General features: G+C 49.5%; 13 protein-coding genes. All 13 read left to right on the forward strand.

Annotated features, from left to right (window positions below):
• Positions 1 to 57 precede the first annotated feature (57 nt).
• The gene (gene ilvB, locus GKZ89_RS05885; protein WP_155111466.1) at positions 58 to 1779 is read left to right on the forward strand and encodes an acetolactate synthase large subunit; all 1722 of its coding nucleotides are present in this window, start codon (positions 58 to 60) and stop codon (positions 1777 to 1779) included.
• Positions 1776 to 2291 (forward strand): acetolactate synthase small subunit, encoded by a 516-nt coding sequence (ilvN, locus tag GKZ89_RS05890; RefSeq protein ID WP_162356534.1) that lies wholly within the window; start codon positions 1776 to 1778, stop codon positions 2289 to 2291. The genes ilvB and ilvN overlap by 4 nt, the downstream gene beginning before the upstream one ends.
• Positions 2292 to 2317: 26 nt before the next feature.
• Positions 2318 to 3343 carry a ketol-acid reductoisomerase gene (ilvC, locus tag GKZ89_RS05895; protein ID WP_155111467.1) on the forward strand — a complete coding sequence of 342 codons (1026 nt, stop codon included), beginning with the start codon at positions 2318 to 2320 and terminating at the stop codon, positions 3341 to 3343.
• Entirely contained in the window at positions 3330 to 4874 is a 1545-nt protein-coding gene (locus tag GKZ89_RS05900) for a 2-isopropylmalate synthase (protein WP_162356536.1), read from the forward strand. The genes ilvC and GKZ89_RS05900 overlap by 14 nt, the downstream gene beginning before the upstream one ends.
• A gap of 18 nt (positions 4875 to 4892) precedes the next feature.
• A complete protein-coding gene (leuB, locus tag GKZ89_RS05905; RefSeq protein WP_155111469.1) occupies positions 4893 to 6005 on the forward strand; it encodes a 3-isopropylmalate dehydrogenase in 1113 nt (370 codons plus the stop codon).
• Between the two features lie 28 nt (positions 6006 to 6033).
• Positions 6034 to 7476 carry a 3-isopropylmalate dehydratase large subunit gene (gene leuC, locus GKZ89_RS05910; protein ID WP_155111470.1) on the forward strand — a complete coding sequence of 481 codons (1443 nt, stop codon included), beginning with the start codon at positions 6034 to 6036 and terminating at the stop codon, positions 7474 to 7476.
• A complete protein-coding gene (gene leuD, locus GKZ89_RS05915) occupies positions 7454 to 8035 on the forward strand; it encodes a 3-isopropylmalate dehydratase small subunit (protein ID WP_155111542.1) in 582 nt (193 codons plus the stop codon). The genes leuC and leuD overlap by 23 nt, the downstream gene beginning before the upstream one ends.
• 226 nt (positions 8036 to 8261) lie before the next feature.
• Entirely contained in the window at positions 8262 to 9290 is a 1029-nt protein-coding gene (locus GKZ89_RS05920; protein WP_155111471.1) for a tetratricopeptide repeat protein, read from the forward strand.
• 175 nt (positions 9291 to 9465) lie between these two features.
• Positions 9466 to 10752, forward strand: a complete 1287-nt coding sequence (gene tig / locus GKZ89_RS05925; RefSeq protein ID WP_155111472.1) for a trigger factor — start codon at positions 9466 to 9468, stop codon at positions 10750 to 10752.
• Positions 10753 to 11197: 445 nt separating this feature from the next.
• Positions 11198 to 12463, forward strand: a complete 1266-nt coding sequence (gene clpX / locus GKZ89_RS05930) for an ATP-dependent protease ATP-binding subunit ClpX (RefSeq protein WP_155111473.1) — start codon at positions 11198 to 11200, stop codon at positions 12461 to 12463.
• A gap of 330 nt (positions 12464 to 12793) precedes the next feature.
• Complete coding sequence (lonB, locus tag GKZ89_RS05935) at positions 12794 to 14440, forward strand: ATP-dependent protease LonB (protein ID WP_155111474.1); 1647 nt, start codon at positions 12794 to 12796, stop codon at positions 14438 to 14440.
• A gap of 158 nt (positions 14441 to 14598) precedes the next feature.
• Complete coding sequence (gene lon, locus GKZ89_RS05940) at positions 14599 to 16920, forward strand: endopeptidase La (RefSeq protein WP_155111475.1); 2322 nt, start codon at positions 14599 to 14601, stop codon at positions 16918 to 16920.
• Positions 16917 to 17504, forward strand: a complete 588-nt coding sequence (gene yihA / locus GKZ89_RS05945; protein WP_155111476.1) for a ribosome biogenesis GTP-binding protein YihA/YsxC — start codon at positions 16917 to 16919, stop codon at positions 17502 to 17504. The genes lon and yihA overlap by 4 nt, the downstream gene beginning before the upstream one ends.
• Positions 17505 to 17705: the final 201 nt, after the last annotated feature.

Raw genomic sequence — 17705 nt, forward strand, 5'->3', positions numbered from 1 at the left:
TGGGCTGATACAGCCCGGCAAGCATAAAAAACGTTTGAAAATGAGGAGGCCTACTTAATGAAACTGCAGGAAGAGATGGATGAAGCACAGCTCGAGAGCCCTGTCCGGATGACAGGCGGCAGTATGCTGATTGAAGCCCTGAAGCGGGAAAAGGTAGAGGTCCTCTTCGGGTATCCGGGGGGAGCCGTCCTTCCGTTATACGACAAGCTTTATGATTCCGGTCTGTTTCACATTTTGACAAGACATGAACAGGGAGCGATCCATGCAGCGGAAGGGTATGCAAGGGTTTCCGGCAAACCGGGAGTGGTCATTGCCACTTCGGGACCGGGTGCTACCAATCTTGTGACCGGCCTTGCTGATGCGATGATCGATTCGCTGCCGCTTGTCGTATTCACTGGACAGGTTGCAACCACAGTCATCGGATCGGATGCCTTCCAGGAGGCGGATGTCCTTGGAATTACGATGCCGGTAACGAAGCACAGTGTGCAGGTGAGGCATGTGGGCGAGCTGCCAATGGCGATTAAAGAAGCTTTTCACATTGCTTCAACTGGAAGACCGGGACCGGTCCTCATCGATATTCCAAAGGATATTGCCGTATCAGAAGGGGAATTCCGCTATGATCAGAAGCTGGAGCTACCCGGCTATCAGCCTGTCAGCGCACCGAATCATCTCCAGATCAGAAAGCTTGTCGAAGCAGTAAGTCGGGCGAAAAAGCCGGTCATCCTTGCCGGAGCGGGTGTTTTGCACGCTAAAGCGTCGGAATATTTAAAAAAATACGCTGAGCAGCAGGGGATTCCTGTAGTCCATACATTGCTTGGTCTAGGCGGTTTTCCTGCCGGCCATGAGCTGTTCCTCGGGATGGCAGGCATGCACGGGACGTATACAGCGAACATGGCGCTCTATGAATGCGATCTCCTCATTAACATCGGGGCGAGATTCGATGACCGGCTGACCGGCAATCTGGATCATTTTGCGAAATATGCCACAGTGGCTCATATCGATATCGATCCTGCAGAAGTCGGCAAAAACGTACCGACCCATATCCCGGTCGTAGGGGATGCGCGACTTGTATTGGAAGAACTGATCCATCAGAACGGGAAAGTCGCGGATGCTGCTGAGTGGCGGGAGAAACAGGAGCAGTCAAAGAAAGAGTATCCGCTATGGTATAAGGAATCCGCTGAGACGATTAAGCCCCAAAAACTGTTGGAAATGATCTGTACGTATACAGATGGAGAGGCGATCGTCACGACAGATGTCGGACAGCATCAGATGTGGGCGGCCCAATTTTATCCTTTCAAAAGCGCGGACAGCTGGGTCACCTCCGGCGGACTGGGGACGATGGGCTTTGGCCTTCCTTCTGCCATCGGTGCCCAGCTTGCAGATAAAACGAGAAAGGTTGTAGCTGTCGTTGGAGACGGGGGATTCCAGATGACCCTCCAGGAGCTTTCTGTCATATACGAACTGCAGCTGCCGATCAAAATCGTCATCTTAAACAATCAATCACTTGGAATGGTCAGACAGTGGCAGGAAATTTTCTATGAAGAACGATACTCGCATTCTAAATTTGTTTCTCAGCCAAACTTCAACAAGCTTGCAGAGGCTTATGGCATTAAAGGGCTGACTATCAACAGCATGGAAGAAGCTTACAGAGAACTTGAAGGGGCACTGCGGTCCGATGAGCCCATGCTCATCAATGTTGCAGTGGAACAAGAAGAGAACGTCTATCCGATGATTGCACCGGGCAAAGGAATCAATCAAATGACGGGGGTGAAACCGTGAAGCGCATCATCACCATCACCGTACTGAACCGTCCGGGCGTATTGAACCGGATTACAGGGCTTTTTACAAAACGGCTGTACAACATTGAGAGCATCACGGTCGGTCACACGGAGACCGAGGGGGTTTCGCGGATCACCTTCACGGTGGATGTAGAAGACCATAAGCAGGTGGAGCAGCTGACGAAGCAGCTCAACAAACAGATCCATGTGCTAAAGGTAAATGATATGACGAATGAAAATGTCGTGGCCAGGGAGCTTGCGCTGATAAAAGTGAATGCACCTGCGGCGATCAGGATGGAAATCTATGGAGTGGTTGAGCCTTTCCGGGCTTCTGTGATTGATGTAGGAAAAGACAGCCTCGTCATCCAAGCAACAGGGGAGCCGTCAAAGGTGGAAGCACTGATTGATTTGCTGAAGCCATACGGCATCAAGGAAGTAGCCAGAACCGGTACAACGGCTTTTACAAGAAGCAGCAAACGAGGCACTCAATCGAAAACAGCATTTATCGTCTAAAAAACATGGAAATGGAGAGATGCAGGATGGCAAAGGTCTATTATAACGGGGATGTAAACGAGCAGGCACTTCAAGGGAAGAAAATTGCGGTAATGGGATATGGATCACAGGGTCATGCCCATGCACTAAACCTGAAGGAAAGCGGCTTGGATGTTGTTGTCGGAGTAAGGAAAGGCTCTTCTTTTAATAAAGCGCAAGCAGATGGACACACCGTCTATACCGTAAAAGAAGCAGCGGAGGCAGCTGATGTCATCATGGTCCTCTTGCCGGATGAGCAGCAGGCGAAGGTATACAATCAGGAAATTAAGGAAGCGCTTGAGCCTGGGAAGTCACTCGTATTCGCCCACGGGTTCAACATCCATTTCCATCAGATTGTACCCCCTGAGTTTGTCGATGTATTCCTTGTTGCGCCGAAAGGACCGGGGCATCTGGTGCGGAGAACGTATACGGAAGGTGCCGGGGTTCCCGCTCTGTTCGCCATCCACCAGGATGTTTCCGGTAACGCGCGTGATACGGCACTGGCCTATGCAAAAGGAATCGGAGCAGGGCGCGCGGGAGTTTTGGAAACGACCTTCAAGGAAGAGACGGAAACAGATCTTTTCGGAGAACAGGCTGTCCTGTGCGGAGGGCTGACATCCCTTGTGAAAGCAGGCTTTGAAACGCTTGTGGAGGCAGGCTACCAGCCGGAACTCGCCTACTTCGAATGTATGCATGAATTGAAGCTGATCGTGGACCTGATGTACGAAGGAGGACTGGAGGGAATGAGGTATTCCGTGTCCGACACCGCACAATGGGGCGATTTTGTATCCGGTCCGAGAGTAGTAGATGCAAGAGTAAAAGAATCGATGAAAGCGGTTCTGGAAGATATCCAATCCGGGAAATTTGCGAAAGAATGGATTGTTGAGAACCAGGTGAATCGTCCACAGTTCAATGCGATCAACAAGAGAGAAAATGAACACCAGATTGAGCAGGTAGGAAGAACACTCCGAAGCATGATGCCGTTCGTCAAGCCAAAAGCGAAAGAGGCGGTGACCGCTGGTGCGGAAAATTAATGTCTTTGATACGACGCTGAGAGACGGGGAGCAATCAGCAGGGGTCAATCTCACTTTCGCAGAGAAGCTGGAGATTGCAAGGCAGCTTGAGAGACTGGGAGTCGACATTATGGAAGCGGGATTCCCCGCTTCCTCCAAGGCAGAGATGAAGAGTGTGCGGGAGATTGCAAGAACGGTAAAAAACGGGTCAGTCACTGGGCTTGCCCGCTCCGTAAAAAGCGATATTGATCTTGCCTGGGAGGCGCTGAAAGACGGGGCCCACCCAAGGCTTCACGTATTCTTGGCTACGTCCCCGATCCACCGGGAGCACAAGCTGAAAAAATCAAAGGAGCAGGTCGTGGAAGCGGCAGTGGAGGCTGTAAAATACGCGAAAAAGCTGTTCCCTGTTGTGCAGTGGTCCGCAGAAGATGCATGCCGGACAGAATTGGATTATTTGAGCGAAATCGTAGAAGAGGTCATTAAAGCAGGGGCGGATGTAGTCAATATTCCGGATACAGTCGGATACATCCATCCAAAGGAGTACGGGGAAATCTTTTCCTATCTAAAGAGAAATGTTGAGGGGATCGATGAGGTGATTTTATCGGCACACTGCCATAATGACCTTGGAATGGCAGTCGCCAATTCGCTTGCAGCCATTGAGCACGGGGCCGGGCAGGTGGAAGGGACGATAAATGGAATCGGAGAGAGGGCAGGCAATGCCGCGCTCGAGGAAATAGCTGTTGCCCTTAAGATCCGCCAGGACTACTATCAATCTTACTTTGATATAAAGCTGAATGAAATTAAGCGTACAAGTGATATTGTGAGCAAGCTGACCGGCATGGTCGTTCCTGGCAATAAAGCCGTGGTGGGGAAAAACGCTTTTGCCCATGAATCCGGTATCCATCAGGACGGGGTGCTCAAAGAAAAAACGACATACGAGATCATTTCACCGGAGATGGTCGGGGTTTCCTCGAATTCTCTCGTACTCGGAAAGCATTCTGGACGCCATGCATTCGGTGCCAGAATGAAAGAGCTGGGATACGAATTGGGAGATAAAGAGCTGAAACGTGCATTTGACCGCTTCAAGGATTGGTCGGAAAAAAAGAAGGAATTTACCGATGCTGACCTGCTCTCTATTTTAATGGAAGAAAGAGCCGCGAACGGGGCTGCCGGCTATGAACTGCTGACCCTGCAGGTGCAGTTTGGAACAGCCAACCTGACGACGGCAGCCATTACGTTGAAGGATCCGCACAAAGCGGTAGTCCAGGAAGCGGCAACAGGTGCCGGAAGTGTAGAAGCCATCTACAATACGCTGGAAAGGTGCATCGGCACCCCGGTTCATTTGAAGGACTACCGGATTCAATCCAACAGCAGCGGCCGTGATGCTCTTGCTGAAGTATATGTGAAAGTGGAATTCAAAGGAGTGGAAACAAGCGGCCGCGGAATGGCCCAGGATGTTCTTGAAGCCTCAGCAAAAGCCTATGTGAATGCAGTAAATCGTGTACTGCTGTTCAGCAGTGAGGAGCAGGAAGCGGTTCAGCTGCCAGTCTGACGAAATGGGGGATGGAGAATGAAGAAGACAATCGCGATGCTTCCGGGTGACGGAATCGGCAGGGAAGTGATGAACGGAGCAAGGGAAGTCCTCTCAGTCATTGCCGAGCAATACGGACATGAATTCAATTTCACCTCCGGACTGATTGGCGGGTCAGCGATCGATGAGCGGGGTGTGCCGCTTCCGGATGAAACCCTTGAGCTGTGCAGGAATGCGGATGCTGTGTTGCTCGGAGCGGTAGGAGGGCCGAAGTGGGAAAATCAAGCTCCTGCCAACAGGCCGGAAAGAGGTCTTCTGGCGATCAGAAAGGAACTGGGCCTTTACGCGAACGTCCGTCCCGTTAAAGCCTTCGAATGTCTGGAAGAGCGGAGCCCGTTCAAAAAGTCAGTATTGCAAGGCGTTGATTTTGTTATCGTCCGTGAGCTGACGGGAGGCTTGTATTTCGGGAAACCGAGCGGCCGCAGCGGAAGCGGGGAAAAAGAATCAGCCGTCGATACACTCGTTTATACAAAAGAGGAAGTGAGACGGATCATCAAAGCAGCCTTTGAAATGGCTTCGGGTCGCAGAAAAAAGGTCACGTCTGTTGATAAGGCCAATGTGCTTGAGTCCAGCCGGATGTGGAGAGAGACGGCCGAAGAGGTGAAAAAAGAGTACCCGGAGGTGGAGCTTGAGCATATGCTCGTGGATAACGCAGCGATGCAGCTTATTCAGAACCCGGCCCGGTTTGATGTCATCGTAACGGAGAATTTGTTTGGCGATATTTTAAGTGATGAAGCGTCCGTTCTGACCGGATCGCTCGGGATGCTCCCTTCCTCAAGCCTTTCACTGAACGGACTGCACCTGTATGAGCCGGTTCATGGCTCAGCTCCGGATATCGCAGGGGAAAATAAGGCAAACCCGCTCGCGATGGTATTATCCGCTGCGATGATGCTGCGCACCTCCTTTGGACTGGAGGAGGAGGCAAGTGCCGTGGAAAGTGCTGTGCAGCATGTGCTGAACGCCGGAAAACGTACGGGAGACCTGGCGGCAGCCGATGAACAGGTGCTTACGACCGAAGAAATGATTGCGGAGATCAAAGAGAGCCTGGAAGAAGATAATGCCATCATTCATATAATGGAAGCTTATGCTTAAAAGCAGCTGAAAAAGGAGGAGGAGAAACATGAAAAGGAAAACACTTTTTGAGAAGCTGTGGGACCGGCATGTCGTAGTAAAGGAAGAAGGCAAACCCGATCTTCTGTATATCGACCTGCATCTCATTCATGAAGTAACCTCTCCGCAAGCGTTTGAGGGACTGAGAACAAAAGGCCGGAAAGTAAGAAGGCCCGATTTAACCTTTGCAACGATGGATCACAATATTCCTACTGTCAACCCGTCTGTTATTAAAGATGAAACAGCGAAAAACCAGATTCATGCGCTGGAGCGCAACTGCACGGAATTCGGTATCCGCCTGGCGGATATCGGAAGCGAGGATCAAGGGATCGTCCATGTGATCGGTCCTGAGCTCGGACTGACTCTGCCGGGAAAAACGATTGTCTGCGGAGACAGCCACACGTCTACCCACGGAGCATTTGGCGCTCTTGCCTTCGGGATTGGAACGAGCGAGGTTGAGCATGTGATGGCCTCCCAGACCTTGTGGCAGCAGAAGCCCAAAACGTTAAACATCCGCATCGACGGGGAGCTCGGAGACGGCGTGACAGCGAAAGACGTGATTCTCTATATTATTGGAAAGCACGGAATCCGTTTCGGAACGGGTTATGTGATTGAATATACAGGCAGTGTTATCCGGAACCTTTCGATGGATGAAAGGATGACGATTTGCAACATGTCGATAGAAGCTGGGGCGCGGGCAGGATTGATTGCCCCTGATGAAACGACTTTCTCCTATATAAAAGGAAGAAAGTTCGCCCCTAAAGGTGCGGAGTTTGAAAAAGCGGCAGCAGAGTGGAAGCAGTTCGCTTCTGATGAAGGAGCTGTATATGACCATACGGTTGAAATCAAGGGTGGAGAGATTGCGCCAATGGTGACCTGGGGAACCAATCCGGGTATGACTCTCCCTGTTGATGGATCAATCCCGGTGCCGGAGTCTTTTCAGACTAAGGAATCAAGACGGGAAGCGGAACGCGCGTACCTCTATATGGGGCTTGAACCGGGACAGACGATTGATTCGCTCGAGGTGCAGCACGTATTTATCGGGTCCTGCACCAATTCACGGATCCATGATCTGAGGGAAGCGGCAGCTTACGTCTCCGGAAAGAAAGTGGCACCATCAGTCCGGGCGATGATCGTGCCAGGATCAGATGCTGTTAAGCGGAAGGCAGAAGAAGAAGGGCTGCATGATCTGTTTACGGCAGCGGGCTTTGAATGGCGGCATTCCGGCTGCAGCATGTGCTTAAGCATGAACGATGATGCGGTGCCGGACGGAGAACGCTGTGCCTCTACATCCAACCGGAATTTTGAAGGGCGGCAGGGAAAAGGGGCCCGTACCCATCTCGTCAGTCCGGTGATGGCCGCTGCCGCAGCCATTCACGGCCGTTTTGTTGATATCCGGAAATCGCCATACAGGGAGGGAGATCGTCATGCTGAAACCATTTCTGCTCCATAAAGGAAAAGCAGCCGTACTGGACAGAGACAATGTAGATACAGATCAGATTATTCCAAAGCAGTTTCTGAAACGGATCGAGCGGACAGGATACGGGAGATTTGCCTTCTTTGACTGGCGCTACAAAGAAAACGGGGACCCGGACCCTTCCTTCGAACTGAATGACCCGAAATTCAAGGGTGCTTCCATCCTTCTCGCCGGAGAAAATTTCGGCTGCGGATCTTCGCGGGAACATGCTCCATGGGCGCTGGGAGACTATGGGTTCAAAGTGATCATAGCCCCGTCCTTTGCGGATATTTTTCACCAGAATTGTCTGAAGAACGGCATCCTTCCAGTCAAGCTTGATGCAGCCAAGATCGCCGTTCTGATGGAAAAGGCAGCTTTTACAGATGGAGAGCTGACAGTGAACCTTGCCGATCAGACGATCTGGAGCAGCAGCGGCCTTGAAGCGGCCTTTGACATTGATCCGCACTGGAAAGAGATGCTTATGAACGGCAGGGATGAGATCGCCTATACCCTCCTTTACGAAGACCGGATTGCAGAATATGAGGGAAGAATGTGAGAAGAGAGCCGCTCCGCTGGAACGGCTCTTTTTACTGTGGTTTCAGGTCAAGGGACAGCCTGCTTTATTAGCCCTGGCTGCTTACCGTGCGGCATTCATGCTCCTGACCGCTCGGCAGTATTCAGCCCAATCTGGCGGAGCAGCTGACTCCCGGCAGATGCCCGGCTTGTGTTCCTGACTTCCCATTGGTAAACTTGAAAAAAATGAACGCGGAGTTGGTTTGTTCATGAAAAAAGATAAACATTCAAAGGTCATCCCTTTTCCAAACCTGAAAAAGCGGCTTGTCGACAAGGGAATGGATGCTTTGAAGGAAAAGCAGTTTCACCGGGCTCTGGAGTATTTTTCAGAAGCAAGAGGCATGGATGAGGACCAGGCTGAAATTCAGCTTGGAATCGCACTTTGCTTGATGGAGATGGGAGAACTGCAGGAAGCACGGGATGTATGCAAAAAGATGCTCCATGAGGACATCGGCCATTACTTTACGGTCCTGCAGGTCTATTTAACCATACTGATCCAGCTGCGTGAATATAATGAAGTTCAAGCCACGATTGAAGCGGTACTGCAGGAAAATCAGCTTCCCGCAGAAAGTGCCGAACAATTTTACCGCCTCCTGGATTTCAGCCGGAAAATGAGCGGAACAGAAGAAGCCGGGGAGATTCAAGATGAGCCATCCTCCTACGAACCGGAAGACTGGACAGAGTCAGAGGGGTTTATGGCGGATTCATCGCGGCAGATCGACTACATCCAATCCATCCGGGACCGCAACGCGGCGAAACATATGCCGACTCTCAAGTCCATGCTGAAGTCGGCTCATGTGCATCCGGTAATTAAAACGATGATCTTGCAGGTCCTGATGGAGCATGAGATAAACAAGCCGGTTGAAGTGGAGAAATTTGGAGACGAACTCACGGTTGTCCCCGCCTCACTCGCCGATTTATCGGATACTCCCTTCGCCAAACAGGTGCTGAATCTGCTCGATGACACACTCGGTGCAGAGAATCCGACCCTGTTCGAGGCGGTAAGGGAGCTGTGGATCCGCCATCTTTTTGTCCTGTTTCCGTTTCTGCCCAAGCCATCTGATGCGTCATTGTGGGCTGCTGCTCTTCATAAAACCGGATATGAGCTCCACGGGATCGATATTGAGGAAGAGGAAATCAGTGCCTCCTATCAAATTCCATCCTTTCAGCTTAGCGAGGCGTGCAGTAAAATCCGGCAGATCGAGAGAATGTCCTACCTTGGCGATGAGCAGGGCTGAGGCTAGAAATATATAGGAATAGGTTGAAACAACATTTTTCTGTGTTATAATGAAATGGTTTCATATCGTGATGTGGAGCGGAAGACGCTCGAATTTACATAAAGCGGCGAACCGTGCCGCTGATTTGCTGAATCATGAAACTAGTTACATACTATAGATTTTTGGAGGGAAACACATGTCTGCTAAATGGGAAAAACTTGAAGGTAATCAAGGGATTTTGACTGTTGAAGTGGATGCTGAAACATTCGACGGCGCGCTTGACCAGGCGTTTAAAAAAGTCGTACAGCAAGTATCCATTCCCGGTTTCCGTAAAGGAAAGGTTCCGCGCAGCCTGTTTGAACAGCGCTTTGGAGTAGAAACTCTATACCAGGATGCTCTTGATCTTCTTTTACCGGTAGAATACGGAAAAGCAATCGAAGAAGCGAACATCGATCCAATCGACCGTCCGGAGATTGACATTGAATCCATGGGCAAAGGTGAAACATTGACTTTCACAGCTAAAGTACAGGTGAAGCCTGAAGTGAAGCTTGGAGAGTACAAAGGCCTTGAAGTGGAAAAAGACGATGCACAGGTAACCGACGAAGATGTGGATAATGAACTGAAGCAGCTTCAGGAGCGCCAGGCTGAGCTTGTCGTGAAAGAAGAAGGAAAAATTGAAGAGGGCGACACAGTTGTGATCGATTTCGAAGGCTTCGTAGACGGAGAAGCATTTGAAGGCGGACAAGCGGACAACTACTCTCTTGAAATCGGATCCGGTTCTTTCATTCCCGGTTTCGAAGAACAGCTGACCGGCCTTGAGACCGGCGCAGAAAAAGAAGTGGAAGTAACATTCCCTGAAGAGTACCATGCAGAAGATCTTGCAGGAAAAGCTGCTGTATTCAAAGTGAAAGTCCACGAAATCAAAGCGAAAGAGCTTCCTGAGCTCGATGATGAATTCGCTAAAGATGTAGATGATGAAGTGGAAACTCTTGATGCTCTTAAAGCAAAAACAAAAGAGCGCCTTGAAGAAACACGCAAAACAGAAGCTGAAAACAAACTGCGTGATGCAGTTGTTGAAAAAGCAGCTGAGAACGCTGAAGTAGAAATTCCACAGGTTATGATCGACAGCGAAGTAGAGCGCATGATGAAGGAATTCGAACAGCGCCTGCAAATGCAGGGCATGAACCTGGAGCTTTACTTCCAGTTCTCCGGACAGGATGAAGAAGCGCTGAAACAGCAAATGAACGAAGATGCTGCAAAACGCGTGAAGTTCAATCTGACTCTTGAGGCAGTTGCTGCCGCTGAAAACATCGAAATCACAGATGCTGAAGTGGAAGAAGAGCTTTCCAAAATGGCTGAAATGTACAACATGCCGGTTGACGGCATCAAGCAGGCGCTTGGCAGTACAGATGCTGTTAAAGAAGACCTTAAAATCCGCAAAGCAATTGATTTCCTCGTGGAAAACAGCAAATCAGCTGCATAATAAGCAAGGCTTGGCAGGGCACGAATCAATCGTGCCCTGTTTTCTAAACATACGGACCTGCGGAAATTGGCGACATATACATGGAGGCAGGAACGTTTCTTATTAAATAAAAACATGATAAAATACATATACATACATCAATACATATCCCTTTATGGGAATCAGGAAGCCGGCTATCCGTCCCGAACATACCGTCATGTTTTTTCTTCAAAATTTAGGGTAGGATATAGGAAAGCATACATAACAGCAATGAATCTTCAAGCGTTTCATTTCCAACACTGCAGCATTTGTGATAGAATCCGCTACATATCTGACTTACCTGCAGCTTCCAGATCTTGCTGATTGAGGCAATCTTTAAGGTAAAGGCTCTCTGTTTACACTATTGGATCCGCTGCCGGTCGGAGTTTGATCGTATGAAGAGATAAAGAATAAGGGGTGAAACACAATGTTCAAATTTAATGATGAAAAAGGCCAGCTAAAGTGCTCTTTCTGCGGTAAAACACAGGATCAGGTGCGTAAGCTTGTAGCCGGTCCGGGCGTATATATATGTGACGAGTGCATCGAGCTCTGTACGGAGATTGTAGAAGAAGAGCTTGGCACAGAAGAAGAAGTTGAGTTCAAAGATGTACCGAAGCCAGCAGAAATCAGGGAAATCCTTGATGAATACGTGATCGGCCAGGATGCTGCGAAGAAATCCCTTGCAGTAGCTGTTTACAATCACTACAAACGGATCAATTCGAGCAGCAAAATTGACGATGTGGAGCTTTCCAAGAGCAACATCGCCATGATCGGACCGACAGGAAGCGGGAAAACCCTTCTTGCGCAAACTCTGGCTCGTATCCTTAACGTACCGTTTGCCATTGCAGATGCCACTTCCCTAACGGAAGCAGGATATGTAGGAGAAGACGTTGAAAACATTCTTCTCAAACTGATTCAGGCGGCAGATTATGATGTAGAAAAAGCCGAAAAAGGAATCATCTACATCGATGAAATCGATAAAGTGGCCCGTAAATCTGAAAACCCGTCCATCACACGTGACGTTTCAGGTGAAGGAGTTCAGCAGGCCCTTCTTAAAATTCTTGAAGGAACCGTTGCAAGCGTTCCGCCACAGGGAGGACGCAAACATCCTCATCAGGAGTTCATTCAAATCGACACTACGAACATTCTGTTCATCTGCGGTGGTGCATTTGACGGAATCGAACAGATTATCAAACGCCGTCTCGGCAAGAAAGTAATCGGATTCGGTTCAGATACTTCCAATGAAGAAATGGATTCGAAGGTTCTTCTTTCCAAAGTGCTTCCGGAGGATTTGCTGAAATTCGGTCTGATCCCGGAATTCATCGGCCGTCTGCCGGTTATCTCAAGCCTTACTCCTCTTGATGAGGAAGCGCTTGTAGAAATCCTGACTAAGCCTAAGAATGCTTTGGTGAAACAATACCAGAAGATGCTTGATCTTGACGGAGTAGAGCTTGAGTTTGAAGAAGGCGCCCTTCTTGAAATCGCCAAGAAGGCGATCGAGCGCAAAACAGGCGCGCGCGGACTCCGCTCCATCATTGAGGGCATTATGCTCGATGTGATGTTCGATCTGCCGTCCCGTGAAGACATCGAAAAGTGTGTGATTACCGGGGCAACTGTAGCGGATCAGGTTCCGCCTAAACTCGTAACAAATGACGGCACCGTCATTGAAAAAGATAAAAAGACTTCTGCTTAACCGCAAAAACCAGAAATGCTGAATGCATTTCTGGTTTTTCTTTTGCATGAAGAACGTTCGCCACTCTGCAGTTGAAATAAAAAGCCTCTGTAAGGCAGACTGATATCTTATCTTTCTCTAAACTTGAGAACCTTCTCCGCTTCAAAAGTTCCACAGGCCTGTCTATGTGAATTATGGTCATCCCCAGCCGCTTCCAAATCTTCTGCTAACTGAATTACTGGGTTTATTCCTGTTCTATGGAGGAGATACTAGTGAGAAGCAAGACCGGAGATCCGGATAAGAGAGGCAGACTCTTTTACATAGAAACAGGAAGCGGCAGGAGGGACCAATATGAGTTGGACGAGCATCGCATTATTTGTACAATTGTTTTTCGGGATTATCATCGGGCTGTATTTTTGGAATTTGCTGAAAAGCCAGAGGACCCAGAAGGTTTCCATTGACAGGGAATCGAAAAAAGAAATGGAACAGCTTAAGAAAATGCGGTCAATCCGCCTGAGTGAGCCGCTGGCAGAAAGGGTGCGCCCTAAAACCTTTTCAGACATCGTGGGGCAGGAGGATGGAATCCGTTCCCTCAGTGCTGCGCTATGCGGACCGAATCCGCAGCATGTCATCATTTACGGGCCTCCGGGAGTTGGGAAAACAGCAGCAGCCAGGCTGGTGCTTGAAGAAGCGAAGAAAAATGGCAAGTCACCTTTCAGACAGTCAGCCGTATTTGTAGAGCTGGATGCAACGACGGCCCGCTTTGATGAGCGGGGAATCGCAGATCCGCTCATCGGATCTGTCCATGATCCGATCTACCAGGGCGCCGGTGCTATGGGACAGGCGGGTATCCCTCAGCCGAAGCAGGGGGCTGTCACTCATGCACATGGCGGTGTGCTGTTCATCGACGAAATCGGTGAACTTCATCCAATCCAAATGAACAAAATGCTGAAGGTGCTGGAAGACCGGAAAGTCTTTTTGGAAAGTGCCTATTACAGCGAGGAAAACACGAATATCCCTACGCATATCCATGATATTTTCCAAAACGGACTCCCCGCTGATTTCCGTTTAATCGGAGCAACGACTAGAACGCCTCATGAGATCCCGCCAGCAATCCGGTCCAGGTGTGTGGAAGTGTTCTTTAGAGAACTCGACCAGCAGGAGCTGTCGATCGTCGCACATAAAGCGGCTGTGAAAATCGGGATGGCGGTTCCGGATGAGGGGATCAGCCTGATGACTTCCTATGCGAGAAACGGCCGGGAAATCGTCAACATGATGCAGATTATCGCCGGAATGGCAATGAATGAGGACCGTCATGAAGTAACGGTTAAAGATATTGAGTGGGTCATCCACAGCAGCCAAATGGCGCCAAGACATGAACGGAAAATTGGACCTGAGGCAAAAATCGGGCTCGTGAACGGCCTTGCTGTTCACGGACCGAACACTGGCTCTTTGCTGGAAATCGAAGTTACAGTCCTCCCTGCTAAGGAAAAGGGAAGCATAAACATCACAGGCATTGTCGAAGAAGAAAGCATTGGAGACAGAGGGAAATCCATCAGAAGGAAAAGCATGGCGAAAGGATCCGTTGAAAATGTAATCACCGTGCTGAAAGCAATGGGAGTAGAAGCGGAAGCCTATGATATCCATGTAAACTTCCCGGGTGGTGTTCCAGTGGATGGTCCTTCAGCAGGTATTGCGATGGCAGCCGGGATATTCTCAGCGATCCATAAGATTCCGGTCGACCACACTTTGGCGATGACCGGAGAAATCAGCATACACGGCCATGTGAAGCCGATTGGCGGAGTTGTTCCAAAAATCAAAGCGGCAAAGGCTGCTGGGGCGAAGACGGTTATCATTCCTGCCGAAAACTGCCAGGCTATACTCGAGGACATACCGGGCATACGGATTATCCCCGTCTCCCGTTTCGAGGAAGTGCTCGATCACGCACTTGTAAATCCTCCTGCGGAACACTATTTCAATGAGAAGAAATCTGTATAAGTTCAAGTGAAAACCTCCAGCTGGACTGGAGGTTTTCCTATGGAGCCGGTCCGATGGGCAATTTTTGAACATCCAAATAGACACTCTAAAAAGAATAAGTTAGAATTAGACAAGAACTCGCACATACGCTATCAAGAAAGAGACGGAGGTGCATAGGTATGGCGAAGAAAGAGGCAACCATTCCTTTGCTTCCATTAAGAGGGCTTTTGGTCTATCCAACCATGGTTCTTCATTTGGATGTAGGCAGGGAGAAATCAGTTCAGGCATTGGAAACAGCCATGATGGACGACCATATGATTTTTCTGGCAACACAAAAAGACATTTCAATAGATGAACCCGGAGAAGATGATGTGTACCGGGTGGGAACGTATACAAAAATCAAACAGATGCTTAAGCTCCCGAACGGGACAATCCGTGTATTGGTAGAAGGTCTGGAAAGAGGGGAGATCCGCTCCTTTCAGGAGGAAAACGATACGCTGACGGTTTCCATTCAAACGCTCGAGGAAAATGCTGACAAAGATGTCGAAAGCGAAGCGCTTATGAGAACGCTTCTTGAATATTTTGAGCAGTACATCAAGCTTTCCAAGAAGGTTTCAGCTGAGACGTTCGCCTCTGTGGCAGATATTGATGAGCCGGGCAGAGTCGCCGATCTTGTCGCTTCCCATCTTCCGCTCAAACTGAAGGAAAAGCAGGAAGTGCTCGAGACCATTGACGTAAAAGAACGGCTGCATAAAGTAATCAGCATGATCAATAATGAAAAAGAAGTGCTGAACTTGGAAAAGAAAATCGGCCAGCGCGTAAAGCGGTCAATGGAGCGCACCCAAAAGGAATACTACCTCCGGGAACAAATGAAGGCCATCCAGAAAGAACTTGGAGACAAGGAAGGCAAAACGGGGGAAATCTCTTCACTTTCCGATAAAATTGAAGATGCCGGCATGCCGGAGGAAATTAAAGCAGCTGCCTTGAAAGAGCTCGACCGGTACGAAAAAGTTCCATCAAGCTCGGCAGAAAGCGCCGTAATCAGGAATTACATCGACTGGCTCCTGGCCCTTCCATGGACGGCATCCACGGAGGACCGTCTGGATCTGCGCGTTGCTGAAAAAATTCTCAACGATGATCATCATGGACTTGAAAAGGTGAAGGAGCGGGTATTGGAATACTTAGCTGTTCAGAAGCTGACCAATTCCCTTAAAGGCCCGATTCTCTGTCTTGCAGGACCGCCGGGAGTGGGGAAAACGTCACTCGCCCGCTCGATCGCCAAGTCTCTGAACCGGAATTTTGTCCGCATCTCACTCGGCGGAGTCCGGGATGAATCGGAAATCCGGGGCCACCGGAGAACCTATGTAGGAGCGATGCCGGGCAGAATCATTCAGGGAATGAAAAAAGCAGGAAGCGTCAATCCGGTGTTCCTTCTCGATGAAATCGATAAGATGTCCAGCGACTTCAGGGGGGATCCTTCCTCTGCGCTGCTCGAGGTGCTTGATCCTGAACAAAACCACACATTCAGCGATCATTATATAGAAGAAACCTATGACCTCTCAAACGTCATGTTCGTCGCAACAGCCAACAATCTTGCTACAATCCCGGGACCTCTGCGCGACAGAATGGAGATCATCACGATTGCCGGCTATACCGAGCTTGAAAAGATTCAGATTGCGAAGGATCATCTTCTTCCGAAGCAGCTGGAAGCCCACGGCCTGAAAAAGGCGAATCTTCAAGTGAAAGAAACGGCGCTTCAAAATGTCGTCCGCTATTATACAAGAGAAGCGGGAGTGCGCGGCATGGAACGCCAGCTGGCAGCCATCTGCCGTAAAGCGGCTAAGAAGATTGTGTCGGAAGAAAAGAAAAAAATCATCATTACGGATAAGAATCTTCAGGAGTACCTGGGCAAAACGATTTTCCGTTACGGTCAGGCGGAGGTAGAGGACCAGATCGGGGTAGCTACCGGTCTTGCCTACACAACCGTTGGAGGAGATACCCTCTCCATTGAAGTTTCCCTTTCCCCGGGGAAAGGAAAGCTCATTCTGACAGGTAAGCTCGGAGATGTGATGAAGGAATCAGCCCAGGCGGCCTTCAGCTTTATCCGCTCCAATTCCAAAAGCCTGAACATCGACTCTGATTTTCATGAAAAACATGATATTCACATTCACGTTCCGGAGGGGGCCGTTCCAAAAGACGGACCGTCAGCCGGCATCACGATGGCAACAGCTCTTATTTCCGCGCTGACAGGGAAGCCTGTCCGCAAAGAAGTTGGAATGACCGGAGAAATCACACTCCGCGGCCGGGTATTGCCGATCGGCGGTCTGAAGGAGAAATCCTTATCAGCACACAGAGCAGGATTGAAAAAAATCATCCTTCCGCGTGAAAATGAAAAAGATCTGGAGGATATCCCGGAGAGTGTCCGCAACGACCTCACCTTTGTCCTCGTCTCAACTATAGAAGAAGTGCTCATGCATGCATTGACTGGAGAAATGAAATGAAAGTAACCTCATCTGAAATTGTAATAAGTGCTGTAAAGCCAGAGCAATACCCGGATGCCGGCATCCCGGAAATCGCTCTGGCCGGGAGGTCCAATGTTGGAAAATCCTCCTTTATCAACAAGCTGCTCAACCGTAAAAACCTGGCAAGAACCTCATCTAAGCCCGGAAAAACACAAACGCTGAATTTCTATATCATCAATGAAATTCTCCACTTCGTAGATGTTCCCGGCTATGGGTTCGCTAAGGTGTCCAAAAGCGAGCGGGATGCGTGGGGTCGGATGATCGAGACCTATTTGACATCACGGGAGGAACTCAAGGCAGTCGTTCTGTTGATCGACGTCCGTCACGCTCCTTCAAAGGACGACGTGCTCATGTACAACTTCCTGAAGCATTATGATCTTCCCGTGCTGATCATCGCAACAAAAGCGGACAAGATTCCAAAGTCCAAATGGCAGAAGCACGTGAAGATCGTAAAGGATACACTCGAACTCGAAGCAGAAGATTCCCTCATCCTGTTCTCATCTGAAACCGGACAGGGGAAAGACGAAGCCTGGGGCGCAATCAGAAGGCTGACAGAGATTTAGAGGAAGAGCTGACCATATGGATGGTCAGCTTTTTTGTGTTTATCTTGAAGGGGGATAACCGGTTGCTCTGACCCCACACGCTTTAAAGCAGCGGGGGAACAGGCATCTATCCTCCCAGCCCTTGCTGTGCCAGCGTTTGACGGGAGGGGGGACGGAGGTTTAGTGCTTTAGCGGAAGTGGGGTCAGAGCACAGCACTGACC

Source organism: Metabacillus mangrovi, from assembly GCF_009711125.1.
Classification (GTDB): domain Bacteria; phylum Bacillota; class Bacilli; order Bacillales; family Bacillaceae; genus Metabacillus_B; species Metabacillus_B mangrovi.

Bases quoted from the DNA above. Each gene is read 5' to 3' on its own strand.
- GKZ89_RS05920 (WP_155111471.1), top strand. From the start codon at position 8,262: ATGAAAAAAGATAAACATTCAAAGGTCATCCCTTTTCCAAACCTGAAA.
- leuC (WP_155111470.1), top strand. From the start codon at position 6,034: ATGAAAAGGAAAACACTTTTTGAGAAGCTGTGGGACCGGCATGTCGTA.
- ilvC (WP_155111467.1), top strand. From the start codon at position 2,318: ATGGCAAAGGTCTATTATAACGGGGATGTAAACGAGCAGGCACTTCAA.
- lon (WP_155111475.1), top strand. From the start codon at position 14,599: ATGGCGAAGAAAGAGGCAACCATTCCTTTGCTTCCATTAAGAGGGCTT.
- ilvB (WP_155111466.1), top strand. From the start codon at position 58: ATGAAACTGCAGGAAGAGATGGATGAAGCACAGCTCGAGAGCCCTGTC.
- leuB (WP_155111469.1), top strand. From the start codon at position 4,893: ATGAAGAAGACAATCGCGATGCTTCCGGGTGACGGAATCGGCAGGGAA.
- clpX (WP_155111473.1), top strand. From the start codon at position 11,198: ATGTTCAAATTTAATGATGAAAAAGGCCAGCTAAAGTGCTCTTTCTGC.
- tig (WP_155111472.1), top strand. From the start codon at position 9,466: ATGTCTGCTAAATGGGAAAAACTTGAAGGTAATCAAGGGATTTTGACT.
- yihA (WP_155111476.1), top strand. From the start codon at position 16,917: ATGAAAGTAACCTCATCTGAAATTGTAATAAGTGCTGTAAAGCCAGAG.
- lonB (WP_155111474.1), top strand. From the start codon at position 12,794: ATGAGTTGGACGAGCATCGCATTATTTGTACAATTGTTTTTCGGGATT.